The organism is Sulfitobacter sp. M39 (assembly GCF_021735935.1).
GTDB lineage: Bacteria > Pseudomonadota > Alphaproteobacteria > Rhodobacterales > Rhodobacteraceae > Sulfitobacter.
This window is the reverse complement of sequence record NZ_WMDZ01000001.1, coordinates 2,560,663-2,586,146: the sequence shown is the minus strand read 5'-3', so window position 1 is coordinate 2,586,146 and position 25,484 is coordinate 2,560,663. Positions and strand designations below refer to the sequence as shown.

22 protein-coding genes are annotated in these 25,484 nt (G+C 60.8%); 17 read left to right on the top strand and 5 right to left on the bottom strand.

The annotated features are described in order from the left end of the window. The first annotated feature begins 21 nt into the window (after positions 1 to 21). From GLP43_RS12440 to GLP43_RS12415, 6 genes are all read left to right on the top strand, one after another. Positions 22 to 924 carry a DMT family transporter gene (locus GLP43_RS12440; RefSeq protein WP_237279557.1) on the top strand — a complete coding sequence of 301 codons (903 nt, stop codon included), beginning with the start codon at positions 22 to 24 and terminating at the stop codon, positions 922 to 924. Between the two features lie 12 nt (positions 925 to 936). Then, positions 937 to 1,542, top strand: coding sequence for an inner membrane-spanning protein YciB (locus GLP43_RS12435; RefSeq protein WP_005854205.1), 606 nt, complete (start codon positions 937 to 939; stop codon positions 1,540 to 1,542). Between the two features lie 263 nt (positions 1,543 to 1,805). Then, entirely contained in the window at positions 1,806 to 2,990 is a 1,185-nt protein-coding gene (locus GLP43_RS12430; protein ID WP_237279556.1) for an aminotransferase class V-fold PLP-dependent enzyme, read from the top strand. A gap of 93 nt (positions 2,991 to 3,083) precedes the next feature. Continuing rightward, on the top strand, positions 3,084 to 4,172 hold the full coding sequence (folE2, locus tag GLP43_RS12425; RefSeq protein ID WP_237279555.1) for a GTP cyclohydrolase FolE2: 1,089 nt from the start codon (positions 3,084 to 3,086) through the stop codon (positions 4,170 to 4,172). Between the two features lie 227 nt (positions 4,173 to 4,399). Then, positions 4,400 to 4,636 carry a hypothetical protein gene (locus GLP43_RS12420; protein ID WP_237279554.1) on the top strand — a complete coding sequence of 79 codons (237 nt, stop codon included), beginning with the start codon at positions 4,400 to 4,402 and terminating at the stop codon, positions 4,634 to 4,636. A gap of 113 nt (positions 4,637 to 4,749) precedes the next feature. Further along, positions 4,750 to 6,198, top strand: coding sequence for a TrkH family potassium uptake protein (locus tag GLP43_RS12415; protein WP_237279968.1), 1,449 nt, complete (start codon positions 4,750 to 4,752; stop codon positions 6,196 to 6,198). Positions 6,199 to 6,425: 227 nt separating this feature from the next. Here GLP43_RS12415 and GLP43_RS12410 read toward each other — a convergent pair whose 3' ends face one another. Continuing rightward, entirely contained in the window at positions 6,426 to 8,255 is a 1,830-nt protein-coding gene (locus tag GLP43_RS12410; protein ID WP_237279553.1) for a serine protease, read from the bottom strand. Between the two features lie 157 nt (positions 8,256 to 8,412). Here GLP43_RS12410 and GLP43_RS12405 point away from each other — a divergent pair, with 157 nt between their 5' ends. The 8 genes from GLP43_RS12405 (at position 8,413) to glmM (ending at position 19,108) form a co-directional block, all read left to right on the top strand. Next, the gene (locus tag GLP43_RS12405; RefSeq protein WP_005854198.1) at positions 8,413 to 9,351 is read left to right on the top strand and encodes a glycine--tRNA ligase subunit alpha; all 939 of its coding nucleotides are present in this window, start codon (positions 8,413 to 8,415) and stop codon (positions 9,349 to 9,351) included. Beyond that, entirely contained in the window at positions 9,348 to 9,869 is a 522-nt protein-coding gene (locus GLP43_RS12400) for a DUF6446 family protein (RefSeq protein WP_237279552.1), read from the top strand. The genes GLP43_RS12405 and GLP43_RS12400 overlap by 4 nt, the downstream gene beginning before the upstream one ends. Before the next feature lie 98 nt (positions 9,870 to 9,967). After that, positions 9,968 to 12,322 (top strand): glycine--tRNA ligase subunit beta, encoded by a 2,355-nt coding sequence (gene glyS / locus GLP43_RS12395; RefSeq protein WP_237279551.1) that lies wholly within the window; start codon positions 9,968 to 9,970, stop codon positions 12,320 to 12,322. Positions 12,323 to 12,426: 104 nt separating this feature from the next. Then, the gene (locus tag GLP43_RS12390) at positions 12,427 to 14,949 is read left to right on the top strand and encodes a putative PEP-binding protein (protein WP_237279967.1); all 2,523 of its coding nucleotides are present in this window, start codon (positions 12,427 to 12,429) and stop codon (positions 14,947 to 14,949) included. Between the two features lie 128 nt (positions 14,950 to 15,077). Next, the gene (locus GLP43_RS12385) at positions 15,078 to 15,713 is read left to right on the top strand and encodes a cell wall hydrolase (protein WP_237279550.1); all 636 of its coding nucleotides are present in this window, start codon (positions 15,078 to 15,080) and stop codon (positions 15,711 to 15,713) included. A gap of 108 nt (positions 15,714 to 15,821) precedes the next feature. Beyond that, complete coding sequence (locus GLP43_RS12380) at positions 15,822 to 16,745, top strand: dihydroneopterin aldolase (protein ID WP_237279549.1); 924 nt, start codon at positions 15,822 to 15,824, stop codon at positions 16,743 to 16,745. A 3-nt stretch (positions 16,746 to 16,748) separates the two neighbouring features. Then, a complete protein-coding gene (gene folP / locus GLP43_RS12375) occupies positions 16,749 to 17,765 on the top strand; it encodes a dihydropteroate synthase (RefSeq protein ID WP_237279548.1) in 1,017 nt (338 codons plus the stop codon). Further along, a complete protein-coding gene (gene glmM / locus GLP43_RS12370) occupies positions 17,762 to 19,108 on the top strand; it encodes a phosphoglucosamine mutase (protein ID WP_237279547.1) in 1,347 nt (448 codons plus the stop codon). Before folP ends, glmM begins: the two co-directional genes overlap by 4 nt. A gap of 120 nt (positions 19,109 to 19,228) precedes the next feature. Here glmM and GLP43_RS12365 read toward each other — a convergent pair whose 3' ends face one another. Together GLP43_RS12365 and ilvC are read right to left on the bottom strand one after the other, a co-directional pair. After that, positions 19,229 to 20,155, bottom strand: coding sequence for a DMT family transporter (locus tag GLP43_RS12365; protein ID WP_237279546.1), 927 nt, complete (start codon positions 20,153 to 20,155; stop codon positions 19,229 to 19,231). Between the two features lie 104 nt (positions 20,156 to 20,259). Beyond that, positions 20,260 to 21,282, bottom strand: a complete 1,023-nt coding sequence (ilvC, locus tag GLP43_RS12360) for a ketol-acid reductoisomerase (protein WP_009824953.1) — start codon at positions 21,280 to 21,282, stop codon at positions 20,260 to 20,262. 135 nt (positions 21,283 to 21,417) lie between these two features. On the opposite strand from ilvC, the gene GLP43_RS12355 reads away from it, so the two are divergent. Genes GLP43_RS12355 through GLP43_RS12345 form a run of 3 tightly spaced genes read left to right on the top strand, consistent with a single transcriptional unit; the run spans position 21,418 to position 23,508 of the window. Continuing rightward, positions 21,418 to 21,873: an Lrp/AsnC family transcriptional regulator gene (locus GLP43_RS12355; RefSeq protein WP_237279545.1), complete on the top strand. Its 456-nt coding sequence runs from the start codon at positions 21,418 to 21,420 to the stop codon at positions 21,871 to 21,873. Next, positions 21,870 to 22,331 carry an Lrp/AsnC family transcriptional regulator gene (locus tag GLP43_RS12350; RefSeq protein WP_237279544.1) on the top strand — a complete coding sequence of 154 codons (462 nt, stop codon included), beginning with the start codon at positions 21,870 to 21,872 and terminating at the stop codon, positions 22,329 to 22,331. Before GLP43_RS12355 ends, GLP43_RS12350 begins: the two co-directional genes overlap by 4 nt. Positions 22,332 to 22,380: 49 nt before the next feature. Further along, on the top strand, positions 22,381 to 23,508 hold the full coding sequence (locus GLP43_RS12345) for an aminotransferase class V-fold PLP-dependent enzyme (protein ID WP_237279543.1): 1,128 nt from the start codon (positions 22,381 to 22,383) through the stop codon (positions 23,506 to 23,508). A gap of 18 nt (positions 23,509 to 23,526) precedes the next feature. On the opposite strand, the gene GLP43_RS12340 is transcribed toward GLP43_RS12345, so the two are convergent. Both GLP43_RS12340 and GLP43_RS12335 read right to left on the bottom strand, forming a co-directional pair. Further along, positions 23,527 to 24,729, bottom strand: a complete 1,203-nt coding sequence (locus tag GLP43_RS12340) for a UbiH/UbiF family hydroxylase (protein WP_237279542.1) — start codon at positions 24,727 to 24,729, stop codon at positions 23,527 to 23,529. A gap of 9 nt (positions 24,730 to 24,738) precedes the next feature. Next, on the bottom strand, positions 24,739 to 25,386 hold the full coding sequence (locus GLP43_RS12335) for a pyrimidine 5'-nucleotidase (protein ID WP_237279541.1): 648 nt from the start codon (positions 25,384 to 25,386) through the stop codon (positions 24,739 to 24,741). Between the last annotated feature and the right edge of the window lie 98 nt (positions 25,387 to 25,484).

Below are 25,484 nucleotides of genomic sequence, written 5' to 3'. Positions count from 1 at the left end.
GCAGCATAAAGGTCCGGCGACATGACCGAATGGATCAGCCAAATTGAAGGCACAGCCGCCGGTCACCAAGCGGCGCTGTGGTTGGCGCTGGCTGCGGCCTTTTTGCACGCCGTTTTTGGCGCGCTTCAGAAAGGGCGGCATGATCCGTGGTTGACCCGCGGAGCCATCGACTTTTCCTATTGCCTGATGGCAGCTCCCTTTGCGCTGTTTGTCGTGCCCTGGCCCGAGCCCCATATGTGGGTCATTTTTGCCGGGGCTTGGGCGATCCATATTGTGTACAAGCTGCTGCAGGCATGGGCCTACACCAAGGGGGCCTATACGGTCGTCTACCCTGTAGTGCGCGGCACGGGGCCCTTGTTCACCGTGATCGGTGCCTACCTCATTTTTGGAGAGAGCTTTTCGGGCGTGCAATGGTTGGGCGTTGCGGTGCTGGTGGCCGGCATCTTCGGGCTGGCGCTGTATAACTTTGTCTACCTCGTGTCCGAACGCGATACGCTGAACGCGGCCCTCGGGCTAGCGGTGCTGACGGGGCTTTTCGTGGCGCTTTATACCACGTTCGACGCCTATGGCATCCGCGCGACGGACAACCCTTTTACCTTTCTGGCTTGGTTTTTCATGATCGACGGGCTGGTCATGCCCGTGATTGCCGCGCGCCGCTGGCTGCGGATGGAAAATAGCCCCGACCTTGGCCCGTTGATGACCCGCGGCGTGGCGGGTGGTTTTGTCGCCTTTTTCAGCTTTGGCTCGATCATGCTGGCGACCCGACTGGACAAAGTGGGCGAGGCTGCCGTGCTGCGTGAAACCTCGACCGTGTTTGCGGCGCTGATCGGATGGTTGGTGCTGAAAGAAACCGTAGGCCCGCGCCGTATTGCCCTGATGGCGCTGATCGCGCTTGGCGCGGTGATTGTCGAAATGGGCGGATAACTGGAGAGCAAGATGAGCACGACACGCGAGATAAACCCTTTCGTCAAATCGGCGCTGGAATACGGGCCGGTGCTAATATTCTTTGTCGCCTATCTGCGCTTCAAGGACGAGACCTTCACCCTGTGGGGCACCGACTACAGCGGCTTTATCGTGGTGACGGCGGCCTTTGTACCGCTGTTGATCCTGTCGACAGGCGCGCTGTGGGCGCTGACAGGCAAGATCAGCCGCATGCAGGTGGCCACAGTCATTCTGGTGACACTGTTCGGGGGGCTGTCGGTTTGGCTGAATGACGAGAGGTTCTTTAAAATGAAGCCGACCGCCATCTACCTTTTGTTTGCAGTGCTGCTGGCGATCGGTCTGGCGCGGGGGCAATCCTATCTCAAGTTCGTGATGGAAGAGATGATGCCTCTGAATGACGCCGGCTGGATGATCCTGACCAAACGGCTGATGCTGTGCTTTTTCGGTCTGGCGCTCGCGAACGAGCTGATCTGGCGCTTTGCCAGCACCGAGACTTGGGTGTATTTCAAGACATTCGGGCTGACGGCGGCGGTGTTTGTGTTTTTCATGACGCAAGGGCGGCTGTTCCAGACCTATGGTTTGGAAAAAGACGAAAGCTAGGACGGGGGCCAGCCCCCGCTGCCCCGTATGGGGCAGCACCCCCGGGATTTACGGCCATTTGGAAGGCGGCTTGCTGTTGTAGTTGACGCGAGCGGGCGAGGGGCGTAGCAGATGACACGTGGCGATTTGATACCGGATTGCGGGCCACGGGCAGAGAAACCTGCCAAATTCCGCTAAAAGGTCAGGATGAAAGCCCCCTTTCGCTTGACCGCGTCTGGGGTTTTTTTACGCCCGCTGCACGGCGGGACAGGAAGGATGAGAGAATGAGCGTTGATTGGAAACCACGGACCAAGGCTGTTCACAGTGGCACCCGCCGCAGCCAGTATAACGAAGTGTCCGAGGCCGTGTTCCTGACACAGGGTTTTGTCTATGACAGTGCCGAACAGGCCGAGGCGCGGTTCCAGTCGCTGGGGGATGATGAGTTTATCTATGCCCGCTATGGCAACCCCACGGTGCGCATGTTCGAGGACCGGATCTCGGGCCTTTTGGGGTATGAGGATTGTTTCGCCTGTACCTCTGGGATGGCGGCGGTCAGCGGGGCGCTGACATCGCTGCTGAAAGCAGGCGATCACGTGGTCGCCGCGCGCGCCCTTTTCGGGTCGTGCCTGTATGTGCTGGAGGATATCCTAGCGCGTTTCGGGGTCGAGGTGACCTTGATCGACGGTACGGATAACGCGGCGTGGGATGCGGCCATTCGCCCTGACACGACCATGGTCTTCTTCGAAAGCATTTCGAACCCCACCCTGGAAGTCGTTGACATGCGCCATGTGGTGAAAGCGGCCCATGCCGTCGGCGCGCTGGTGCTGGCGGATGACGCGATGGCGACGCCGGTATTTTCCTATGCCAAGGAATGTGGAGCGGATATCGCCATTATCTCGACCACGAAACATGTGGACGGGCAGGGGCGTATGCTGGGCGGGGCAATTTGCGGGCCCAAAGAACTGATCCGCGGCCCCGTCGAAGCCTATATGAAGCACACTGGCGGCGCGATGAACCCGTTTACCGCCTGGACCCACCTCAAGGCGCTTGAAACCATCGACCTGCGTGTCCGTGCCCAAGCGGATGCCGCCTATAAGATCGCAGATGCGCTGAACGGGCACCCCAAGCTGAGCGCCGTGCGCTATCCCACACACCCCAGCCATCCGCAGCACGAGCTCGCCACGTCTCATGCGCCGTCGGCGGGGACCGTCTTGGCGGTAGAGGTAAAGGGCGGCAAGGAAGCGTGTTTTGCATTCCTTAATGCGCTCGAGATTATCACCATCTCGAACAACTTTGCCGATGCGAAATCCATCGCGACCCATCCGGCGACCACCACGCACCAGCGTTTGCCGGATGACCAGAAAGCCACGCTGGGGATCAGCCCGGGTCTTGTGCGCTTGTCTGCGGGGCTTGAGGATGTGGATGATCTGATCGCCGACATCCGTCAGGCGCTGGACACATTGAAGTGATCTATTGGGGGCTTTGCCTGCTTGGCTGGACGGAGCATTGGTAAAGCCCCCGATATCGCCTATATAGGGGGCAACTTGCGAAAGGGTCTTGCTATGAATATCGCCGCGACAGTGATACCGGACCGTGATGACGCGGTTGCCGCACTTGATACGTTGCGGGCCTGGGCGCGCAAGGCCAGCGCGACAGAGATGGATGCGCTGGACCCATCGCTGGCCCGTCTGCTGCAAAGCGCCGAAAGCTACCCGCAGTTCAGCCGCGATTATCCCAGTGATTTTGCAGTGGGAGATAACTACAAGGCCACGCTGCCCGATCTGCAAAACGGCCCGTCGAGCCTGATCCGTGGTGCGAAACAGCAGATCCAGCATGTGGGGATATCGAACTTTCGGTTGCCCATGCGGTTTCACACCCGCGAGGGCAGCGATCTGACGCTCGAGACATCGGTCACCGGATCGGTCAGCCTTGAGGCGGATAAAAAGGGCATCAACATGTCCCGCATCATGCGCAGTTTCTATAAACACGCGGATGAGGTGTTCAGCTTTGAGGTGATGGAAGCTGCGCTGGATGATTATAAGTCCGACCTCGAAAGCTATGATGCCCGCATCCAGATGCGGTTCTCTTTTCCGGTGCGCATCGACAGCTTACGGTCGGGGCTGTCGGGGTACCAATATTACGACATCGCGCTTGAGCTGGTCGAGGCCGAAGGTGCGCGCAAGAAGATCATCCACCTTGATTACGTCTATTCCTCTACCTGTCCCTGTTCGCTGGAGCTGTCCGAACATGCCCGTGCGACACGGGGGCAGCTTGCCACGCCGCATTCGCAACGCTCTGTCGCGCGGATCTCGGTCGAGGTGAACTGCGAGGAAAGCTGCCTGTGGTTCGAAGACCTGATCGACGCGGCGCGCCGTGCGGTGCCGACAGAGACGCAGGTGATGGTCAAACGCGAGGACGAACAGGCGTTTGCGGAGCTGAACGCCGCGCATCCGATCTTTGTGGAAGACGCGGCGCGGCTGTTCTGCGAGCAGTTGCAAGCCGAACCGCGGGTGGGTGATTTTCGCGTTGTGGCCAGCCACCAAGAAAGCCTGCACAGCCATGATGCAATCTCTGTTCTGACGCAGGGCGATACCTTTGCGGCTCAAAGCATTGACCCCAGACTGTTCAGCACGCTGTTTCACGTCGGCTGATGTTAGTACGGTTTTAGGGCAGTTACTCTGACATGTTTTCATTCTGCGCATTTATTGCGCGGTGATTTGTGATGCCTGCGTGAAACATGCGCAAAGCCATGCTGCGATGCGGCATCTTCGGGATGCTGCTATGCAGAAACGTCGGTTCTCATTGGGGATTGCTTCGTTATATTAAGAGGCAGAACAAGGTAACCGGCAGAAATGCCAAGATAAATCGAGAGTTTATTATGGCTTACAACAGCACAATTTCGCAAAGCAACGTCCCCACCATCAAAGCCCCCTTCGCCGTCATCGGCGGGTTCTTTGCTGCCATCTGGAACGGTTTGATCGCAGCGGGTGCGAATTCGGGCCGGATGCGTCAGGTGGCATTCCTGCAGTCCAAAACCGACGAAGAGCTGGCCGCGATGGGCATCAAACGTGATGACATCGTGCACCATGTTTTCCGCGACACATATTACGTCTGATCGGTTCACAGGTTGATTATTGACGGCCTGGGTGTGTCTTGCCCGGGCCGTTTTGCGTTTTACCGTAGGGCGCGTCCTTGACACCGGCGCGCCGCCGCGCCAACGCTGCGCAGATGTTGGATTTGCGCCCAGTTGGATATGTCATCGGCCTGTTGGTGTCGGTGCTTGGCATTGCGATGATCGTGCCAATGTTGGTCGATATTGCCGAAGGGCGCGGCCACTGGCCGGTGTTCGTCGAGGCCGGGCTGATCACCATATTGGGTGGCAGCATGATCGCGCTGGCCTGTGCCAATGGGGTTAAGGAAGGGCTGACGATCCAGCAAACCTTCTTGCTGACCACGGCCGTGTGGCTGATGCTGCCGCTCTTCGGCGCGCTCCCATTCATGCTTGGCGCGACAGAGGCGCGTTTCGTCGATGCGGTGTTCGAGGCCATGTCGGGTATGACGACCACCGGATCGACGGTTTTCTCCGGTCTTGATGATCTGCCCAAGGGGCTGTTGCTGTGGCGTGCGATCCTGCAGTGGCTGGGGGGCATTGGTATCATTGTTGTGGCGATGGTGTTCCTGCCCGAACTGCGCGTCGGTGGTATGCAGATCTTCAAGTCAGAAGCTTTTGACACCTTTGGTAAAATCCTGCCGCGGGCCGGGCAGATCGCTAGCCAGATCTCGGTCATTTATGTCTGGCTGACCTTCGCCTGCGCGCTGACCTATCTGACCTTGGGGATGAACGTTTTTGACGCGACCGTCCACGCGCTGACCACCGTGTCTACGGGCGGGTTTTCGAATTATGACGCGTCCTTTGGTACCTTTAGCGGCAATGCGGAATATGCGGCGTCGATCTTCATGGTACTCGCGGCGCTGCCTTTCGTGCGCTATGTGCAACTGCTGAACGGCAATCCATTGGCGCTGCATCGTGATCCGCAGGTAAAGGGTTTCTTGCTGACGATTGCGGTGCTGGTCGGGCTGATCTTTGTGTCGGTCCAGTCGGTCTTCCCACAACATTGGGAACAATCCCTGCGCGAGGCGCTGTTCAACATTACGTCGATTATCTCTGGCACGGGGTTTGCCTCGGTCGATTATATGACCTGGGGGCCGTTCCCGGTCGCGCTTTTCTTTTTTACGGGGCTGATCGGCGGTTGTGCGGGATCGACCACATGTTCGATCAAAATCTTCCGCTATCAGCTTTTGTTCGCGTCAATCCGCGCGCAGTTGCAGCGAATCCGGTCGCCCCACGGCATCTTTACCCCGCGCTATGACGGTCGCCCGATCAGCGGCGATGTCATGATCTCGGTCATGTCGTTTTTTATGTTCTTCACGCTGACATTGGGGCTGGTGGCCGTGGCGCTCAGCATGACGGGGCTGGATTTCGTGACCTCGATCTCGGGGGCGGGGGCGGCCTTGGGGAACATCGGGCCGGGCCTGGGCAAGATCATCGGGCCGGCAGGTAATTTCAGCACGCTCAACGATACGGCCAAATGGATTCTCACTGCCGCGATGCTGGTCGGGCGGCTAGAGCTTATGGCGGTTTACGTCATTCTGACATTCAAGTTCTGGAGAGCTTGAGAGTTGCAGCCCAAACTCGCCCGTTGGGCCGATCTTTGGTATTTTCGGTCTGCACAAGCAATTCAGCAGCACCAACATCGCTAGATGAGCTTCCAAAAGTCTTGGCGCAGGCGGTTTGGGTGGACCGCCCAAAGTTGATCTACCCGACGCCGCAAACTGCAGCCTGATCAAGGGCGGTTCAAACGACTGACCCCGATCCCCCGTTGAACGGGAGATCGGGGTTTTCTTTATTCCCAGCAGCTGACCAGAACGGTCATGCCCTTGGCCTTTTCACGCAGGTCCTGCGGTTTGATCGTGGTGCTGCTGCCCGTGGTATCAACGGTGACACCGGCATTTTGCGCAAGCTCTGCGATGACCTTGGATTCAATCGCAAAGGCGACATCTTCGGGCAGTTCGCGCGCGCCATTGGCACGGGGCAGCAGCATGCCCAAGACGCGCCCGTCACGATCCAGAATCGGGCCACCCGCGTCACCGCTGCGGGCTTCTAGCGCGAGGCGGGCGATGTTCTCTTCGCCCTGGAGCCCCCGCACATCGGCAAGCGTGCCATAGGTCACCGTCGCGGATCCAAGCACGCCCTCATAGGGGAAACCCGCAACCGCGATTTCGGACTGCAAACGGGGGGGCACGGTGTTGAACGCTGCCACATTCAGCGGAGAAAGGGCCGTGCGGGGTTTCAGCAAGCTGATCCCGCTGGCCGCATCATCAACAACCACATCAAGCTCTGTCTCGTCGTCCAGCGTCAGACGACCACAGCTTTGCACCGCTTCGGATGTGGTCGCAACAGTACCGCGCCCATCAATGAAGAAGCCCGAGCGCGAGATTTTCGGCGACCGGATTTGCAGACCCGACACCAGATCGACAGCCTGACGGTCGCCACCCCCGGCTGCGGCATCCAGCGTACCGGGCAGGCGGGTAAAGGATTTTGTCATCTCGGCAATCACGCGGCGGCGGCGGTCTTCGTCCCCGGCGGGCCAGATGAGGGTGAAGCCCTTGATCTCGCCATTCTCCAGCGACACCTGCGTCTGGCTGACGATACGGCCGTTCTCGCCGATCAGTTCGAAACTGTCGGACTTCCGCTCGCGCGGGCCTTCTTCGGGAACGATTTCAAGGGTCTGCATGATGTCGTACAGACCAAAGAGCGTATCCTGATCGCCCGCCTGACTGATCAGCAGAACCCGGGCATCGATGTCGCCGGTGCCATTGTAATGGGCGAAGGGGGGCTCGAACCGGTCAAACCCAACGATCTTGGTGGGCATCACCATCTCGATCCCGGCGTCGGCGTTGCGCACAAGCTGCAGACCCAGACCTTCGAGCACGGCATTATATTGTTTCAGAAGGGCAGCGCGTTGCAGCGTTGTCAGCACGCCGGTGGTGTCATAGCCGTTGGCGGCTTGCCAATCGGCCATAGACCCCCGCGTCCCCCGCCCGAAGGCACCGTCGATAGAGGCATTGTAAAACCCTGCCCACTTCAGCGCGACCTGCAGCTGTTCACGCGCCTCGCGGTCAAGCTCCCGTTCGCTGGCGCGCGCTTCGGCCAGGGTTTCGTCACGTGGTGGTTCGGGCAGGACAGGGACTTGCGTGGTTTCTGCCTCTGCGGTGGCGGTGTCCTCTTGCTCCAGCGCTTCGCTGGCGGGGGGCAGGGTGGTTTGCGTAATCTCGTCGTCGCTCTGCGCCTCGGTCGGGGTTGCGGGATCAACCGGTGCGATCAGCGGAATGTTCAGGACGTTCGCGCCCACGGGCCAGAACTGCTGCTGGAACCGTTCAGAAAGCTGGATAAAGCTGTCGCGCGGAATCACCCCGTCCCGGCGGTAGCGGCGCAACAACAGTTCCGCGTCATCACGGCGATAGGGACCGACCGCGATTCCATACCAACTGCCGCCCAAGGCAAAGCCGTTCACATCCTCAAGGTTGGCGCTATAGGCACGTGCGCGATCTGTCGCCGCGGCCAGATTAGGCTGGGCTTCGACCTGTATCCAAACCACATCATCGGCAGACTGTGCAAAGGCAAACGGGGCAATAAACAAGGCGGCGATCAGGGCCGCAAACAGTCGCGTCATAGGTATGGGTGCTCTCAAGGATTTAAACTTGCAGTAGATAAGCAGGAACCTGTGCAAAATACCATGCTTGAGACAGCGCAAATCATCACAAAGCTGCCAATTGACCCTACCGCGACAGCACCTTAGGAAAGGCGCGCAGCAGCAAAGGCAAAATCTTATGTCCGACCCGGTCCAGCGCCCCCGTTCATTTCAGGAAATCATCCTCGCCCTACAGTCCTATTGGGCACGTCAGGGCTGTGCGGTCCTGCAGCCCTACGACATGGAAGTCGGTGCGGGTACGTTCCACCCGGCCACGACCCTGCGCGCGCTTGGCACCAACCCTTGGGCCGCCGCCTATGTGCAGCCCTCGCGCCGCCCAACCGACGGGCGCTATGGGGAAAACCCCAACCGTTTGCAGCATTACTACCAGTTTCAGGCGCTGATCAAACCCAGCCCGCCCAATCTGCAAGAGCTCTACCTTGGCTCGCTAGAGGCGATCGGGATCGATATGGCGCTGCATGACATCCGCTTTGTCGAGGATGACTGGGAAAGCCCCACGTTGGGCGCATGGGGACTGGGTTGGGAAGTCTGGTGTGACGGCATGGAAGTGTCGCAGTTCACCTATTTCCAGCAGGTCGGCGGCCACGATTGCCATCCTGTATCGGGAGAGTTGACCTACGGGCTTGAGCGTCTGGCGATGTATGTTCTGGGCGTCGATCACGTGATGGACATGCCCTTTAACAGCCCCGACGCGCCGATCCCGCTGACCTATGGTGACGTGTTCAAACAGACCGAGGAAGAATACGCCCGCTGGAACTTTGATGTCGCCAATACCGACGTGCTGCTGGACCACTTTGTCGAGGCCGAGAACGAGTGCAAGGCGATCCTTGCGCAAGACGCCGTGGACCCCAAGACCGGCAAGCGCATCGTGATGGCGCACCCCGCCTATGACCAATGCATCAAGGCGAGCCACATCTTCAACCTGCTGGACGCACGCGGTGTCATCTCGGTGACAGAGCGTCAGGCCTATATCGGGCGGGTGCGCACCCTTGCCAAAGCCTGCGCTGACGCCTTTGTTCAGACACGGGCCGGCGGTTGGTCGGAAAACGCGGCATGAACGGTAAAATTGTAGGAGGCGTCATCTTGGTTGCAGCAGCCATTGCGGGTCTCGCGCTTTATTATCTACAGGTCTACGGCTATTATCACGAAGCGCCGGCACCGGACGACGGTGTCTCGCTGGTGTCGATCTCCAGCAATGCGTCCGAGCCGATCCTGACCGACAATTTCCGCGCCATCGACGCCGACAGCTCGCCCATCCGCTACCGCGCATGTTTCGACACCTCGCTCAGCCTCGCTATGCTGTCCGAAACCTATGTCGTCAGCGACGAGGTCACGCCGCGCAATGCACCGGGCTGGTTCGATTGTTTCGACGCCAAAGCCATCGCAGAAGAGATCGAGGCAGGCACGGCGCTGACCTTTCTGGGGCAGAAGAACGTGCATTTCGGCGTTGACCGTATTGTCGCGATCAGCTCGGACGGGCGGGGCTATGTCTGGCACGAGCTGAACGATTGTGGCGACAAATCCTATGATGGCACCGTGGTGGGCGAAGCCTGCCCGCAACGCCCCGCCGACTGATCCGCCCCGGATCGACCGGCCCTTTGACATAAGCGCTGTTTGCGCGACACATATTTAACCGCACCCAAGCGACACGCGGCCCCGAAAGGTACGAACCCATGCCCGACCTCCTGATAGAGCTTTTCTCGGAAGAAATCCCCGCCCGCATGCAGGCGCGCGCGGCGGATGATCTAAAGAAACTGGTGACGAACGGTCTGGTGGATGCGGGGCTGACCTATGCCTCTGCCGCGGCCTTTTCGACGCCGCGTCGTCTGACCCTGACGATCGAGGGGATGCTGGATGCCAGCCCGTCGCTGGTCGAGGAACGCAAAGGCCCCAAGGCCGACGCGCCGGAAAAAGCCATCGAAGGGTTCCTGCGCGGTGCGGGGCTGACCCGTGACCAGCTGGAAGAGCGCGACACCCCCAAGGGCAAGATCCTGTTTGCCATGATCAACAAGCCGGGCCGTCCCGCAGCCGAGATTGTGGCAGAAGTGCTGGAAACCACCGTTCGCAATTTCCCATGGCCCAAATCCATGCGTTGGGGCAGTGGCAGCTTGCGGTGGGTGCGCCCGCTGCATTCGATCCTGTGTATCCTGTCGGCTGAAGATGGCGCGCAGACCGTGCCCTTGACCATCGACGGGATTACCGCAGGCGATACCACGCGCGGGCACCGCTTTCTGGCCCCCGATACAATCACCGTCAGCAGCTTTGACGATTACAGCGCCAAGCTGAAACGCGCCTTTGTCGTGCTTGACCCGGAAGAGCGGCGTGATGCGATCTGGAACGACGCGACCAATATGGCCTTTGCCAACGGGCTTGAGGTCGTCGAGGATGCGGGCCTGCTGGCCGAGGTCGCAGGACTGGTGGAATGGCCCGTCGTGCTGATGGGGCAGATTGGCGAAGATTTCCTTGGCCTGCCGCCCGAGGTGCTGCAAACCTCGATGAAAGAGCACCAGAAGTTCTTTTCCGTGCGCAACCCCAAGACGGGCCGCATCGAACGCTTTGTCACCGTCGCCAACCGCACCACCGCCGACGATGGCGCGACCATTCTGGCGGGGAACGAAAAAGTGCTCTCTGCACGTCTGTCGGACGCTAAATTCTTCTGGGAAAACGATCTGCGCATCGCGCAGTCGGAGGCCGGGATGCAGACCTGGGTGGACCGCCTGTCCAACGTGACCTTCCACAACAAGCTGGGCACACAGGCCGAGCTGATCTCGCGCATGGAGGCACTGGCTGGGGAACTCGCCCCGATGGTCGGGGCCGATGCCGATGAAGCTCGCGCCGCCGCACGTTTCGCCAAGGCCGATCTATCGTCCGAAATGGTCTATGAATTCCCCGAACTTCAGGGCCTTATGGGCAGCTATTACGCGAAAGCCGCCGGCAAGTCCGAGGCCATCGCCGCCGCCGCCCAAGACCATTATGCGCCGCTGGGGCCGTCCGACGACGTGCCAACCGCGCCCGTATCCATCGCCGTGGCGCTGGCAGAGAAAATCGACAAGCTGACCGGCTTTTGGGCGATTGACGAAAAACCGACGGGGAGCAAAGACCCGTTTGCGCTGCGTCGCGCAGCCTTGGGCGTTATTCGGATTTTGGTTGAGAATGGAATCCAAATCTCAAGCCAAGATGTTTTTGTAGAGGGTATCGCAAATAATCTTATGATTCACGCAGATGCAAAACACCTGCTGTACATGGATTTCTATGAAGTAGACGACCAGACTGGTAAGCTAAGTGAAGAAAGCTGGAGCGCTTTCGAAGCTAAAGAACTTGAATTCGATGCTACTACTGGCGAGCCAATTCCCTCTCTACGTTTGCCGAGAGAACACCTACAAAAATTGCTTAAGACTGAGCATCTTGCTTGGTCGAAAGATGTCGAATTTGAAGAGGATGGCAAACATCTCAATACTTACGTAGAAGATGAGAATCTAATTTTTACCGCTACCAATGTAGCCGTGGACCTCCTCTCCTTCCTCCACGACCGTCTCAAGGTGTACCTCAAGGACCAAGGCGTCCGTCATGACATCATCGACGCCTGCATTGCGATGGAGGGCAACGACGACCTGACCCTGCTGGTCAAACGCGCCAAGGCGTTGAGCGAGACGTTGAAAACCGACGACGGGGAAAACCTGATTCAGGGGTTCAAGCGCGCCAACAATATTCTCAGCCAGGCCGAGGATGCGGATGGGGTGGAATACTCCTTCGGGGCGGACATCAAGTTTGCCGAGACCGAAGAAGAGCGCGCCCTGTTTGCCGCCCTTGATACCGCAGAGGCGCAGATCAAACCGGCGATGGAGGCACAGGATTTCGGCACAGCCATGTCCGCGATGGCGTCCTTGCGCGGGCCGATTGATGCCTTCTTTGACGCGGTGCAGGTGAACTCTGACAACGCAACAGTCCGGCGCAACCGGTTGAACCTGCTCAGCCGTATCCGCACGATCTGTAGCTCGGTCGCGGATCTGACGAAAATCGACGGGTAACGCAGCAGACCCGACACGTGGGCAAGGCGATCACGCCTTGCCACACCACGGCGAAAGCCTATGCTGCGCAGGAACCAAAAGGTGCCGCAGTGCAGAAAACCGCCATGACAACCCTTGTGACCCAAACCGCCCCCATCGCGAATGATACGCATGGGGGGCGTGCGAAATGTCTGCAACGTCTGGTCCGTCTTGATCTGCCGGTGCCGCGCACCGTGGCGCTGCCCTTTGATGTCGTGCTCGAGATTGCGCAGGGGCAGATCCCCGATCTGCAAGCGGTCGCCGATGAATTCCCCCAAGACGCGTTGCTATGCGTGCGCCCCTCTAGCCAGGACCCGGATTGGGGCGGGCCGGGGGCGGTGATGAACATCGGCATGAACGATGACCGCTATGCCGACTATTGCGAACGCATGGGCGAGGGGCCCGCATCGGCGCTTTATACCCGTTTCGTGCAATCCTATGCCGTCAATGTGGCGCGGCTGGATCCCGATATGTTCGACGACGTCGAAGGCGACGGGCGCGAGGCGCTGCTGCAATCCCTGCGCGCCTACGAGCTTGAGACCGAAGAAAGCTTCCCTCAGGACCGGGTGACCCAGTTGACCGCAGTGCTTAGTTCCATGGCGCGGGCGTGGGAGGGCACCTCGGCGCGGCTGTTGCGGCAGGCCAAGGGGGCTCCTGCGGATGCAGGGCTGGGCCTGATTGTGCAGCAGATGGTATTCGGAGTGGGTACGGGGATTTGCGGATCGGGCGTGTTGCAGCTGGTGGACAGCACCACCGGCCTGCCGCAGATTACCGGGCGGTACCTGAGCCAGTCGCAGGGGCGCGACGCCTTGCAGGACACGGCCGATGCGCTTTACCTGACGCGCGATCCACGCGGCCCGTCGCTTGAGGAACACGCCCCCGAAGCCTTCGAGATGCTCAAACAGCACGCGGCGCTGATGCGGGTGCGGTTGCGCGCCGAGATGCAGGTGGAATTCGTCATCTCTGACGGAGAGTTGTTTATCCTTGATGGCGTGCGCGTGTCGCGGTCCTCGCGGGCGGCGGTGCGGATCGCGGTGGCGCTGGCGGACGAAGGGATCATCCCCCGCGAAGAGGCGCTGATGCGTGTCCAGCCCCGCACCCTGACAGAGCTGTTGCACCGGCAGGTTGACCCACGGGTGAAACGCGATGTGATCGGGCGCGGCATTGCCGCCAGCCCCGGTGCCGCCACCGGCCGGATCGTGTTCAATGCGAATGACGCGCAAGCCAGTGCCGCACGGGGCGAGAAATGTATTCTGGTGCGCCGCGAAACCTCGCCCGAGGATATTCGCGGGATGCATGCTGCCCAAGCCGTGCTGACCGAACGCGGTGGCATCACCAGCCACGCCGCGGTGATCGGGCGGGGCATGGGCTTGCCCTGCGTCGTCGGTGCGTCGTCGATGCGGTTCGATCTGGTCAAGGGGGTGATCACGGCCCCTGACGGGCGGATGTTCAAGGCAGGCGATGAAATCACCCTCGACGGCACCTCGGGAGAGGTGCTGTGCGGGGCCGCGGATATGCTTGAGCCGCTGCTGGATGCGACCTTCCAAAAGCTCATGTCCTGGGCCGAAGACGCTGCCGACATCGGGATACGTGCTAATGCCGACACTCCGGCCGACGCGCAAACCGCACGCAATTTCGACGCGCAGGGGATCGGGCTGTGCCGGACAGAGCATATGTTCTTCGACCCCAGCCGCCTGACCGTGATGCGCGAGATGATCTTTGCCGACACCAGCGAAGGCCGCCGCGCCGTGCTTGAGCGGTTGCTGCCAATGCAACGCGATGATTTCATCCAGCTTTTCCGCATCATGCAGGGGCAGCCGGTGTGCATCCGTCTGTTCGATCCGCCCTTGCACGAATTCCTGCCCTCGACCCGCACTGGTCAACGCGATCTGGCCGAGGCGCTGGATTTGCCGCTGTCCAATGTGACCCGCCGGATCGAGGCGATGACCGAATATAACCCGATGCTCGGCCTGCGCGGCGTGCGTCTTGGCGTGACGGTGCCCGAAATCTACGAGATGCAAGCCCGCGCGATTTTCGAGGCCACGATCGAAGCCAGCCGCGATGGCGACCCCGTGGTGCCCGAGATCATGATCCCGCTTGTTTCGGCCAAACGCGAGGTGGAGCTGATCAAGGCCAGCGTCGACAAGATCGCAACGGCAGTGAAATCCGAACGCGGCGCGAGCTTTACCTACCGTTTGGGCGTGATGGTCGAAACGCCCCGTGCCGCCCTGCGCGCCGGAGAGATTTCGCCCCATTGTTCCTTCCTCAGCTTCGGGACAAACGACCTGACGCAGATGACCTATGGGTTGAGCCGCGATGACGCGGGACGGTTCATGTCGACCTACGTGCAGCAGGGCGTTTTCCCCGAAGATCCCTTCCATATGCTGGACCGTGACGGCGTCGGAGAGTTGCTTCAGCTTGGTGCCGCGCGGGGGCGGGATGCACAACCTGGGATTACCTTGTCGATCTGCGGAGAGCACGGCGGCAACCCCGAATCGATTGCTTTTTGCCGTGACGCGGGATTTGACTACGTTTCTTGCTCACCTTTCCGTGTTCCGGTCGCCAGATTGGCGGCGGCACAGCTCGCAATCGCGGACAAGATCGGGTAGTTTTGCGCGGCTGATCGCCTAGATGTTGTTTTCCTGTGCGGGTTCCCGCGCAGGCGGTTTCGGCAGGGTTTACGCTTGGTGCCAGTTTGGGTAGGGGGCGCTGTCCGAAACTACTTGCGAGGCGCTCAATGCGTTCTTTTCAGAAAATCTCGTCCTGCGCCCTGCTGGCGCTGTCTTTGCTTGCTCCTGCCGTGGCGTCCGCCAGCCCGCAACAGGCCAAAGCACTGGCTGACATCGAAGCCAAAGGGCTGCGCTCTGTCGGGTCGGAACGTCTGGAAAGCATGATCGCATCGAACAACGCCAGCGAGGTGGAGTTCACCCGCGCATGGCTGGCCGAACAGCCGAAAGCATCGGGCGGCGAACAATGGCGCTGTCTGGCAGAGGCGCTGTACTTTGAAGCGCGCGGCGAGACGGTCAAGGGCCAGTTCGCTGTGGCCGAAGTGATTGTGAACCGTGTGAAATCCGCACAGTTTCCCGGGTCTTTATGCAGCGTGATCAATCAGGGGACGGGGCGCAAATACCAGTGCCAGTTCACCTACACCTGCGATGGCAATGCCGAAGTGATATCAGAGCCGCGCGCCTATGCGCAGGTCGGCAAGGTCGCGCGGGCGGTGCTGGACGGCAAGGCACCATCGCTGACAGGGGGGGCGACGTATTATCATACCACGGCCGTAAGCCCCCGTTGGTCGCGCGTCTTTACCCGCACCACCAAGATCGGCGTGCACATGTTCTATCGTGACGGCGTTCAGACCGCGTCGAACTAAGCGGCGTTTCTGTCGTCTTTGATGGCTGGCCAGCCGTGTCTGGCTTTGGTACATCCGCGCAAACGGTCTAGGATCGTTTGCAAGTGAGACAAGCAAAGGCCCAAACCCATGACAAGTGACACGCGGCTTGCCTTTGCGCATCCGTCCGAACGCGCTGCTGCGACGGCGGGGCCTGAACCCCTAGACCGGATTTCCCTGCGCGATCATATCGTTGAGGTCGAGATCGGCGCCTTTCAGGCCGAACGTGGCGTAACGCAGCGTATCTGTTTCAATGTCGTCGTCGAGGTGCAGCCGCTGACCGGCCCCGTGGACGACGATGTGGACCGCATCCTGTCCTACGACCGCGTGACCGAGGCCATCGCCTATGAGCTGTCGGACGAACGGCTGAACCTGCTCGAGACGCTGGCCGAACGGGTCGCGGATCGTATCCTGCTGGAACGACAGGCGATGCGGGTGTTTGTGCGCATCGAAAAGCTGGACCGTGGCCCCGGTGCTTTGGGCGTCGAGATCGTGCGCGCCCGTGACGATACCCCCGACAGTCAGGCCGAGGCGCGCGAGGTGCCACACCCCGAGCTGGTCTATCTGAGCAATGATGCCATCGCCTCGCCGCATCTGGCGGGGTGGCTGGACCAGTTGCACCAGATGGGGCGGCCCCTGATCCTCTGTGTCGGCGCATCGGACACCGCCGCGCCGCAGGTCGGGCATAAAATGGCGCAGCGCCGGATTGATCTGCTGGCGATTGAACAGAATGCCTGGGTGCTGGCCGCAAAGGATGATCGCTGCGTTGTCGTGGCGACGCGGACAGAGCTGGATTGGGCGATGAAGAACGGCCAGACGAGTGTTTGGGCCCCGTCGAAGATCGTGCTTGATAGCGTGGACACCCCCTCGGCGCAGCCGCGCGATGCTGTGGCCCTGGCCGCGTGGTTCGCCGCCAGCTTCGACGCGACAGAGATGTTGGTGATCGGGGCTGACTTGCCGGCTGACGCCTCTGTCCCGCTGCGCGCTGTGGCGGTGGACCAGGACAGGTTGTGAGACATGACCGATTACTTTCGACCTCTCGTCCAGATTGGCCCCGCGCGGCCTGACACTGCGGTGTCTCTCGCGGGGGGGTGGGGCTGGTTCACCCATGCCGAGGTCTTGTCGCGTCGCGCGCCGCCCCGTGTTGTGCCCGCGGCCGATATCCCGGCGAGCGTGATGGCACGGCTGACCGCGCCCAGACCCGCGATGGCAGGGCTGACGCTGGACCGCCCGCGCATCATGGGCATTCTGAACACGACGCCGGACAGTTTCTCGGACGGGGGGCAGCATAACGCCGTGCCCGATGCGCTGCGCGGCGCACAAAAGATGGTGGCGGCTGGCGCGGATGTTCTGGACATTGGCGGCGAGTCCACGCGCCCCGGCGCGGATTTTGTGCCCGTCTCCGAAGAGATTACGCGCACCGCCCCTGTCATCGCCGCACTGCGGGGGGCGGGGCTGCAAATTTCGATCTCCATCGATACCCGCAAGGCCGCCGTGGCCGAGGCGGCGGTCAGCGCTGGTGCCAATCTGGTAAACGACGTCTCGGGCTTCACCTTTGATCCCGCCCTTGGCCCCCTGTGTCAAAAACTGGCGCTGCCGGTCTGCGTTATGCATGCCCAAGGCGATCCCGCGACCATGCATCTGGACCCACAGTACGATAACGTGCTGCTTGATGTTTTTGACGCGCTGGAGCGGCAGATCAGTATGCTAGAGGCATCAGGAATCCCGCGGGGGGCCATTCTGGCGGACCCGGGCATCGGGTTTGGCAAGACGCAGGATCACAATCTGGCTCTGCTGGCGCGGCTAAGCCTGTTTCACGCTTTGGGGACGCCTATCCTGCTGGGCGTGTCGCGCAAACGGTTCATCGGAACGATCGGCAACGCGCCGCAGGCACAGGACCGCGCGCCGGGGTCGATCGCCGTGGCGCTTGCAGGATTGGGGCAGGGTGTGCAAATGATCCGTGTGCATGACGTGGACGACACCCGCCAAGCGGTCGCTCTGTGGCATGCCGCATATTTTGGGAGCATTTTATGACAAAATTATTTGGAACAGACGGTATTCGCGGGAAGGCCAATGTGCATCCGATGACAGCCGAGGTCGCCCTGAAGATCGGGGCCGCTGTGGGGCGCTATTTCAGCGCGGGTCGTGACGGTGTGCACCGTGTGGTGATTGGCAAAGACACGCGGTTGTCGGGCTATATGTTCGAAAATGCGCTGACGGCGGGGCTGACGTCCTCGGGGATGAATGTGCTGCTGCTGGGGCCGGTCCCTACGCCTGCGGTCGGGCTGCTGACGCGGTCGATGCGGGCTGATCTGGGGGTCATGATCTCGGCCAGCCACAATCCGGCGACGGATAATGGCATCAAGTTCTTCGGCCCCGACGGCTTCAAGCTGAGCGACGCTGTGGAGGCCGAGATCGAGGCGTTGATCGAAGGCGGTGTGGAGTTGAACCCCGCCGACAAGATCGGCCGTGCCAAGCGGATCGATGACGGGCGGTTCCGCTATGTCGAGCGGGTGAAGTCATCGTTCCCGCGCCAGATGCGTCTGGACGGGCTGAAGGTCGTGATCGACTGCGCCAATGGGGCCGCACACCGCGTCGCACCCGAAACCCTATGGGAGCTCGGGGCCGAGGTGATCGAGATTGGCGTGGCACCGAACGGCTTTAATATCAACGAGAATTGTGGCTCGACCCACCCCGAACGTGCTGCAGCGGCAGTGGTGGAGCACGGTGCCCATGTGGGCATTTGTCTGGATGGCGATGCGGACCGCGTGATCCTGATCGACGAGACCGGCAAGGTCGGTGACGGGGATCAATTCATGGCCCTTATGGCGTCCCGTTGGGCGGCCGAAGACCGGCTGGCCAATGGCGCCTTGGTTGCCACGGTGATGAGTAACCTTGGCCTTGAACACTTCTTGCAGGGCAAGGGGCTACGGCTTGAGCGGACGTCCGTCGGCGACCGCTATGTGGTCGAGCGGATGCGCGAAGGCGGGTTCAATCTGGGCGGCGAGCAATCGGGCCATATCGTCATGACCGACCACGCCACCACGGGTGACGGTTTGATGGCGGGGCTGCAGTTTCTGGCAGAGATGATCCGGTCGGAAAAGACCTCGTCCGAGCTGCTGAATAACTTTGAGCCCGTGCCGCAACTGCTTAAGAACGTAAGGTTTTCCGCCGGTCAGGTGCCGTTGGAAGATGTGCAGGTGCAAGGGGCCATCGCACAGGCCGAGGCCGATCTGGCCGGTCAGGGGCGTTTGCTGATCCGCAAATCCGGCACCGAGCCGCTGGTACGTGTGATGGCAGAACATGAAGACGCGCAGCTGATGGAACGCGCGGTCGATTCCGTGGTGGATGCAGTCACAGCGGCTGTCGCACCTTAAGCTGATCGCAGGGCCGCTAGCGGGGGTGTCCTGCGCGGCGGCCCTGCCGCACCCTCGCGGAACGCGCCGCCTGCGGTGGCCGTGGGATGCCTTCGGCGAGGATTTAGAGCCATTTGGAAGCTAGGCGCGGGTGCGGGTGAACAGCCGGCGGAATGCGCCATATTGGCTGAGCGCGACACCCGAGAGGATCAGCACCATCGCGTAGAGCAGGGATGGCGGCAGCGGTTCGTTCAGCAAGAGCGCGCCGAGGCAGACGGACCAGACGGGGACTTGGTAGTTCACCAGTGACATAAACACCGGGCCGGCGCTGCGGATCACCAGCACGCGCAGGAAATTCGCGGCGGCGGTGGGGATCAGGCCCAGAAACGCCAGCGCCGCGAAGATGGACGGCGAGGGGCGGGGCGGTAGACCTTCGATGATGATCGCCATGGGAATGGTGATGCAGGTGGCAATGATCAGCAGGATGGTCGCAAGGCCGATCGCATCCACCGCGGGCAGGCGGCGCATGATGATCGAACTGGTGGCGTAGCACCCCGCCGCACCCAAGCAGGCCAGACGGCCCTGGGTCTCAATCGCGGTGCCGGTGCTTTCAAAGGCTTGCGCGCCGATCAGGATGACAACGCCGACAAAGCCCAAGGCAAACCCGATCACCTTGCGCGGACTCATCGCTTCGCCCGGGACGAAGAAATGCGATAGCGGCAGGATGATCAGCGCCGTCGCGGCCATGGTCACCCCCGCGAAGCCCGAGGTGACATATTGCTGACCCCATGCGAGCAGGCTGAACGGCACGGCAGAGCTGGCGGCACCGATAAAGATGACGGCCGCAATGTCGCCGCGGGTGGGGGATTGGGTAAAGAGCCGAAACCCGCGCAGACCCCAGATAACCACCATCACGGAGGCCGCGAACCCGACACGTGTGGCCGCGATCCAGAAGGGTGGCACTTCAGTCAGGGCGATTTCGGTCACCAGAAACGTGCCTCCCCAGATGAAGGCAAGCAGCAGGATCATCAGCCAGCTGGATTTGGTGATCTGGGGCGCGTCCGGCATGACATATCCTGTGGGAAAACTCGGCCCGCCAGATGTGACAGCCGGTTGCGCAAAAGAAAAGGCCCGGTGTAAAACCGGGCCTTTCCACATCGCTGCATCGGCGATCAGTTCTTGGATTTGTCGACCATCTTGCCGGCAGAGATCCAAGGCATCATTTCGCGCAGCTTGCCGCCGACGACTTCGATCTGATGCTCGTCATTGGCGCGACGCGAGGATTTCAGCGTGGGCTGACCGACGGAGTTTTCCAGCATGAAGTCACGCACGAATTTGCCCGACTGGATGTCGCTGAGAACGGCTTTCATGCGCGCTTTGGTCTCGTCGTAGGGCAGGATGCGCGGGCCGGAGACGTATTGGCCGTATTCCGCTGTGTTCGAGATCGAGTAGTCCATGTTGGCGATGCCGCCCTCATAGATCAGGTCAACGATCAGCTTGGTTTCGTGCAGACATTCGAAATAGGCCATTTCGGGCTCGTAGCCTGCTTCGACCAGTGTCTCAAAGCCGCAGCGGATCAGTTCAACGATACCGCCGCACAGAACAGCCTGTTCACCGAACAGATCGGTTTCACATTCTTCGCGGAAGTTGGTTTCGATGATGCCGGAACGGCCGCCACCGATGGCGGAACAGTAGGACAGGCCGATTTCCAGCGCCTTGCCGGTGGCGTCGGTGTCTACCGCAACAAGGCAAGGCACGCCGCCGCCTTTGGTGTATTCGCCGCGCACAGTGTGGCCCGGGCCCTTGGGGGCCATCATGATCACATCGACGCCGGGCTTGGGTTCGATCAGGCCGAAGTGGACGTTCAGGCCGTGGGCGAATGCGATTGCAGCGCCTTCGCGGATGTTGTCGTGAACGTATTTCTTGTAGGTTTCGGCCTGCAATTCGTCGGGCATGGTGAACATGATCACATCAGCCCAAGCTGCTGCTTCGGCGATTTCCATGACTTTCAGGCCTTCGCCTTCAGCCTTCGCTTTCGAAGCGGAGCCTTCGCGCAGCGCAACGACGAGGTTTTTCGCACCCGAGTCGCGCAGGTTCAGCGCGTGGGCGTGGCCCTGGGAGCCATAGCCGAGGATGGCGACTTTCTTGTCCTTGATCAGGTTCACATCGCAGTCACGGTCGTAATAAACGCGCATTGGGGCGTCCTTTCGGGTTCGTTGAAATCTAGGGAGACCATATCGAAGCTGCTGCGAGATGCCATTGCGGAATTATGAGTTTATTTGGCAAAATGAAGATGGTAATGCGTCGTAGGCACAAAAAATGGAAAAATCATGCTTGATGATATGGATCGACGTATTCTGCGCCACTGGCAGGCGGATGCGGGGCTGTCGCCAGCTGAGCTGGCCGACCTAACGGGGTTGACGGCGGGCAAAGTGTCACGGCGGATCACTCGCATGCAGGAAACCGGGATCGTGCAAGGGGTGGCGGCTGTCGTCGATTGGGCGGCATTGGGCTACACGGTCGAGGTGTCCTTGCGGATTACCTTGGACAAGACGCAGGGCAATGCCTTTGACCGCTTTCTTGAAGAGGCGCGCAAACTGCCTGAGGTGATCGAGCTCCAGACCTTTCTGGGGCGTGTGGATGTGCGCCTATCGGTAATTGCGCGGGATATGGCGCATTATCAGCAGATTTACCGGGAGGGCATTCTAACTTTGCCACATATTGCCGATATCGAGGCGCTGATGCATGTGGCGCGGATCAAGTCAGAGGAGGCGTTGCCGCTATGATCACGCTCGATGAGGTGGACCACCGGCTGATCCGGTCGCTTGCGCGCGATGCCACGCAGAGCGCCGGTGCCCTGGGGCGTCATATGGGGCTATCGCAGCCTGCCACTTGGCGGCGGATCAAACGGTTGGAGGAGGCAGGCATCCTGCGCGGCAAGAGGGTGCGCTTGAATCGCGAGGCATTGGGGTTCGGCGTCACCGTCTTTCTCGGCGTCAAGCTTGCGACCAAGGGTCGGGTCAGTCTTGAGGATTTCGAACGCGCCGTCAGTGCCATCCCAGAGGTTCAAACGGTGGAGCATGTTCTGGGGCTATATGACTACCGTTTACGGGTTGTGGCGCGGGATCTGGCAGATTTCGAACGGGTGCTGCGGCGGCGGATCATGACTCTGCCGGGGGCGGGGGCGGTCGAGGCAAATGTGCTGCTGAGCGAGGAACGACTGACCGGACCATTGGGCCTGTGACTTTGCCACGCGAGGGGCTATGTTCGCGCGAAACCATCAGGAGGATATCATGCCCGCTTTGCTAAATTCAGTTGACCCGGAAGGGCTTGAAGAGTTTTCGGTCGTGTTCACCGACCGGTCCTTGAACCATATGAGCGCCGTGTTCCAAGAGGTCATGCGCGACATCAGCACTCTGCTCAAGGACGTATACAACGCCGATGCCGTGGCGGTGGTCCCCGGAGGCGGCACCTACGGGATGGAGGCGGTCGCCCGTCAGTTCGCACGGGGTGCCGAGGTGCTGGTCGTGCGCAACGGCTGGTTTTCCTATCGGTGGAGCCAGATCATCGAGAGCGGTGATCTGACCGGCAATGCCACCGTTATGAAGGCGCAAATGCAGGGCAACAGCACGCCCGCGCCCTTTGCCCCAAGCCCGATTGATGACGTTGTCAAAGCCATCGAGACGCATAAGCCGCAGGTGGTTTTCGCACCTCATGTGGAGACCAGTGCAGGGGTGATCCTGCCCGATGACTATATCAAGCAGATGGCAGAAGCGGCCCATGCCGTCGGCGCGCTGGTGGTGCTGGATTGCATCGCGTCGGGCTGCGCATGGGTGGATATGAAGGCGCTTGGCGTCGACCTATTGCTCTCTGCGCCGCAAAAGGGCTGGAGCGCATCGCCCTCTGCCGGGCTGGTCATGATGTCGGAGCGCGCTGTTGCACGCATGGGAGAGACAACATCGGACAGCTTTGCCATCGATCTGGCCAAGTGGCATAGCATTATGAAAGCCTATGAAAATGGCGGCCACGCCTATCACGCGACCATGCCGACCGATGCGCTACGCCAATTCCGCGATACCATGCTTGAGACGAAATCCTACGGCTTTGACCGTCTGAAAGAGGCGCAGTGGCGTCTGGGGGATTCTGTGCGCAAGATGCTGGCGGATAGGGGCGTTACCTCTGTCGCGGCGGAAGGTTTTGGCGCGCCTGGGGTGGTGGTGAGCTATACTGCGGATCCATCCGTGCAAAACGGCAAGGCCTTTGCTGCCGAAGGGATGCAGATCGCCGCTGGCGTGCCGTTGATGTGTGACGAGCCGGAGGATTTCCAGACCTTCCGTCTGGGGCTGTTCGGGTTGGATAAGCTTTACGACGTTGATGCCACGCTCGCGCGGTTGGCAGCCGTAGTCGATAAGGTACTGTAAGTTAAGGCGCGCGGCAGGTCAGCCCTGCCGCATGCCCAACCCCATCTCCATCAGCATGCGCCGTACGGGGGGCAGCGCGTATAGCGCGCTGAGCCCTTTGGCACGGGCATCTCGGGCCAACGGCGTTGTCGCCTGACTGGCGCGGTTCAGCAGCTCGATGCCGCGCAAGCGCAGCTGAATATCGCCAAACCGGGCCTTGTGGTAGGCGTCCAGCATCTGCTGGCTGCCCAGATCAGCGCCGTGCTTTTGCGCCAGTTCCAGCAACGTTGCGATGTCTTGCAGCGACATGTTCAACCCCTGCGCGCCGATGGGGGGCATCACATGGGCGGCTTCTGCAATCAGGGCGACGCGTTCGGCAGAGAGGCGCGCGGCATGCTGGCTGATGATCGGCCAGATCGCCCGTTCGGAGGCCAGCGTCAACGGGCCGAGCACGTGTGCGCTGCGGTCGGTTGCGGCTTGAGAAAACGTATCTGCGTCAAGCGCCATCCGCGCAAGGCAGGACGCGCCGTCATCCATCCACACCACGGCAGAGCAGGGCAGACCGTCGCGATCGGGCAGGGGCACAAGGGTGAAGGGGCCCCCGCTGCGGTGCACCTCGGTCGACACGTTTTCATGCGGGATCGGGTGTGTCACGGCAAAGGCAAGCGCCTTTTGGCCATAGCTTTGGCGGGTCACCTCAATTCCGGCGGCGTCGCGCATGGGGCTGTCGCGCCCGTCTGCGGCAATCACGAGCTTTGTCGAAATTTTCGTTCCATCGCTGCGGGTTACGCGTGCGCCGGTGGTGCGGGTGAACAGGCTGGTGGTTGCGGTGCCGGGGCGGAAATCGACGTTCGGCAAAGCCTCTAGCCGCTCCAGAAGCGCGCGCCTCAGCAGCCAGTTCGGGAAGTTCCAGCCAAAGGGCTGGTCCGAGATATCGGCAGCATCAAACGCGCGGCTGGTGACTGGTGTATCGCCGTCACCGCCCGCATCCACAATACGCATCACCTGCAAAGGTGCGGCATGTTCTTCCAGATGGGCCCAGATGCCCGCTGCCTCAAGCACGCGGCGCGCCGGCTGCAGCATCGCGGTAGAGCGCATGTCGGCCCCTTGCGCCGCACCATCGGTGACGGGGGGCGTGGGGTCGACGCAGACGACGTTGAAACCCGCGGTGCCGAAAGCCGCTGCCGCCGTCAAACCGGCAATGCCGCCGCCCGAAATCAAGATATCACATGCCATGGTCATGCCCGTCAGTTAGCCCGTGATCTGTGCAAGAAAAGCCGAAAGATCATCGGTGTGGAAATGGATATGTGGCGCGGGGGCGGGGTGCTCGGCCACATGGACGGTGCCCATCCCCATGTCATGCGGGGCAATCAGGTTGCGGGGGTCGTCCTCGAACATCACGGCGGTGGTTGGGGTCAATGCGTCGGCGGCAAATATCAGGTCATAAGCGGCGCGTTCGGGTTTGGGTAAAAATGACGCGTGTTCAACGCCGTAGATGGCATCGAATAGGCCCGATAGCCCCCGTGCGGCAATGACTTTCTCGGCGTAGGGGGCGGTGCCGTTGGTATAGATGATCCGGCGCCCCGGTAGGGCGGCGATCCGTGCGGCAAGCAGAGGATCCGGGATCAGCGCGTCAAAGGAGATCTCGTGCACCTCGTGCAAATAGGGGCCAGGATCAAGGTCGTGTTCGCGCATCAGCCCAGCCAATGTGGTGCCATAGGTGTGCCAATAATGTCTGCGCAGATAGTCCGCGCGCTGCGCGTCGACGTTCAAGGCGGTCATTACCCAGTGCGTCATCCGCTGTTCGATCTGGTCAAACAGGCGGGCTGATGGCGGGTATAATGTGTTATCAAGGTCAAAGACCCAAGTATTCACATGAGAAAAAGAGGTGTGTGGCATGGGGACTTGCTACGCTGACCAGATGATCTGCGCAAGATCACGGGGTTGCGCAATTGGACGCGGGGGCTAAGGTGCCGGAGCCTTTTGAAAGAGAACCA

What these genes read in the sequence shown, in the direction of transcription:
- GLP43_RS12380 (WP_237279549.1), top strand. Translation starts at nt 15,822, where the DNA reads ATGACAAGTGACACGCGGCTTGCCTTTGCGCATCCGTCCGAACGCGCT.
- GLP43_RS12430 (WP_237279556.1), top strand. Translation starts at nt 1,806, where the DNA reads ATGAGCGTTGATTGGAAACCACGGACCAAGGCTGTTCACAGTGGCACC.
- GLP43_RS12350 (WP_237279544.1), top strand. Translation starts at nt 21,870, where the DNA reads ATGATCACGCTCGATGAGGTGGACCACCGGCTGATCCGGTCGCTTGCG.
- GLP43_RS12435 (WP_005854205.1), top strand. Translation starts at nt 937, where the DNA reads ATGAGCACGACACGCGAGATAAACCCTTTCGTCAAATCGGCGCTGGAA.
- GLP43_RS12365 (WP_237279546.1), bottom strand. Translation starts at nt 20,155, where the DNA reads ATGCCGGACGCGCCCCAGATCACCAAATCCAGCTGGCTGATGATCCTG.
- GLP43_RS12390 (WP_237279967.1), top strand. Translation starts at nt 12,427, where the DNA reads ATGACAACCCTTGTGACCCAAACCGCCCCCATCGCGAATGATACGCAT.
- GLP43_RS12415 (WP_237279968.1), top strand. Translation starts at nt 4,750, where the DNA reads ATGTTGGATTTGCGCCCAGTTGGATATGTCATCGGCCTGTTGGTGTCG.
- GLP43_RS12335 (WP_237279541.1), bottom strand. Translation starts at nt 25,386, where the DNA reads ATGCCACACACCTCTTTTTCTCATGTGAATACTTGGGTCTTTGACCTT.
- GLP43_RS12345 (WP_237279543.1), top strand. Translation starts at nt 22,381, where the DNA reads ATGCCCGCTTTGCTAAATTCAGTTGACCCGGAAGGGCTTGAAGAGTTT.
- GLP43_RS12410 (WP_237279553.1), bottom strand. Translation starts at nt 8,255, where the DNA reads ATGACGCGACTGTTTGCGGCCCTGATCGCCGCCTTGTTTATTGCCCCG.
- GLP43_RS12400 (WP_237279552.1), top strand. Translation starts at nt 9,348, where the DNA reads ATGAACGGTAAAATTGTAGGAGGCGTCATCTTGGTTGCAGCAGCCATT.
- GLP43_RS12405 (WP_005854198.1), top strand. Translation starts at nt 8,413, where the DNA reads ATGTCCGACCCGGTCCAGCGCCCCCGTTCATTTCAGGAAATCATCCTC.
- ilvC (WP_009824953.1), bottom strand. Translation starts at nt 21,282, where the DNA reads ATGCGCGTTTATTACGACCGTGACTGCGATGTGAACCTGATCAAGGAC.
- GLP43_RS12420 (WP_237279554.1), top strand. Translation starts at nt 4,400, where the DNA reads ATGGCTTACAACAGCACAATTTCGCAAAGCAACGTCCCCACCATCAAA.
- GLP43_RS12355 (WP_237279545.1), top strand. Translation starts at nt 21,418, where the DNA reads ATGCTTGATGATATGGATCGACGTATTCTGCGCCACTGGCAGGCGGAT.
- glyS (WP_237279551.1), top strand. Translation starts at nt 9,968, where the DNA reads ATGCCCGACCTCCTGATAGAGCTTTTCTCGGAAGAAATCCCCGCCCGC.
- folP (WP_237279548.1), top strand. Translation starts at nt 16,749, where the DNA reads ATGACCGATTACTTTCGACCTCTCGTCCAGATTGGCCCCGCGCGGCCT.
- folE2 (WP_237279555.1), top strand. Translation starts at nt 3,084, where the DNA reads ATGAATATCGCCGCGACAGTGATACCGGACCGTGATGACGCGGTTGCC.
- GLP43_RS12385 (WP_237279550.1), top strand. Translation starts at nt 15,078, where the DNA reads ATGCGTTCTTTTCAGAAAATCTCGTCCTGCGCCCTGCTGGCGCTGTCT.
- GLP43_RS12340 (WP_237279542.1), bottom strand. Translation starts at nt 24,729, where the DNA reads ATGACCATGGCATGTGATATCTTGATTTCGGGCGGCGGCATTGCCGGT.
- GLP43_RS12440 (WP_237279557.1), top strand. Translation starts at nt 22, where the DNA reads ATGACCGAATGGATCAGCCAAATTGAAGGCACAGCCGCCGGTCACCAA.
- glmM (WP_237279547.1), top strand. Translation starts at nt 17,762, where the DNA reads ATGACAAAATTATTTGGAACAGACGGTATTCGCGGGAAGGCCAATGTG.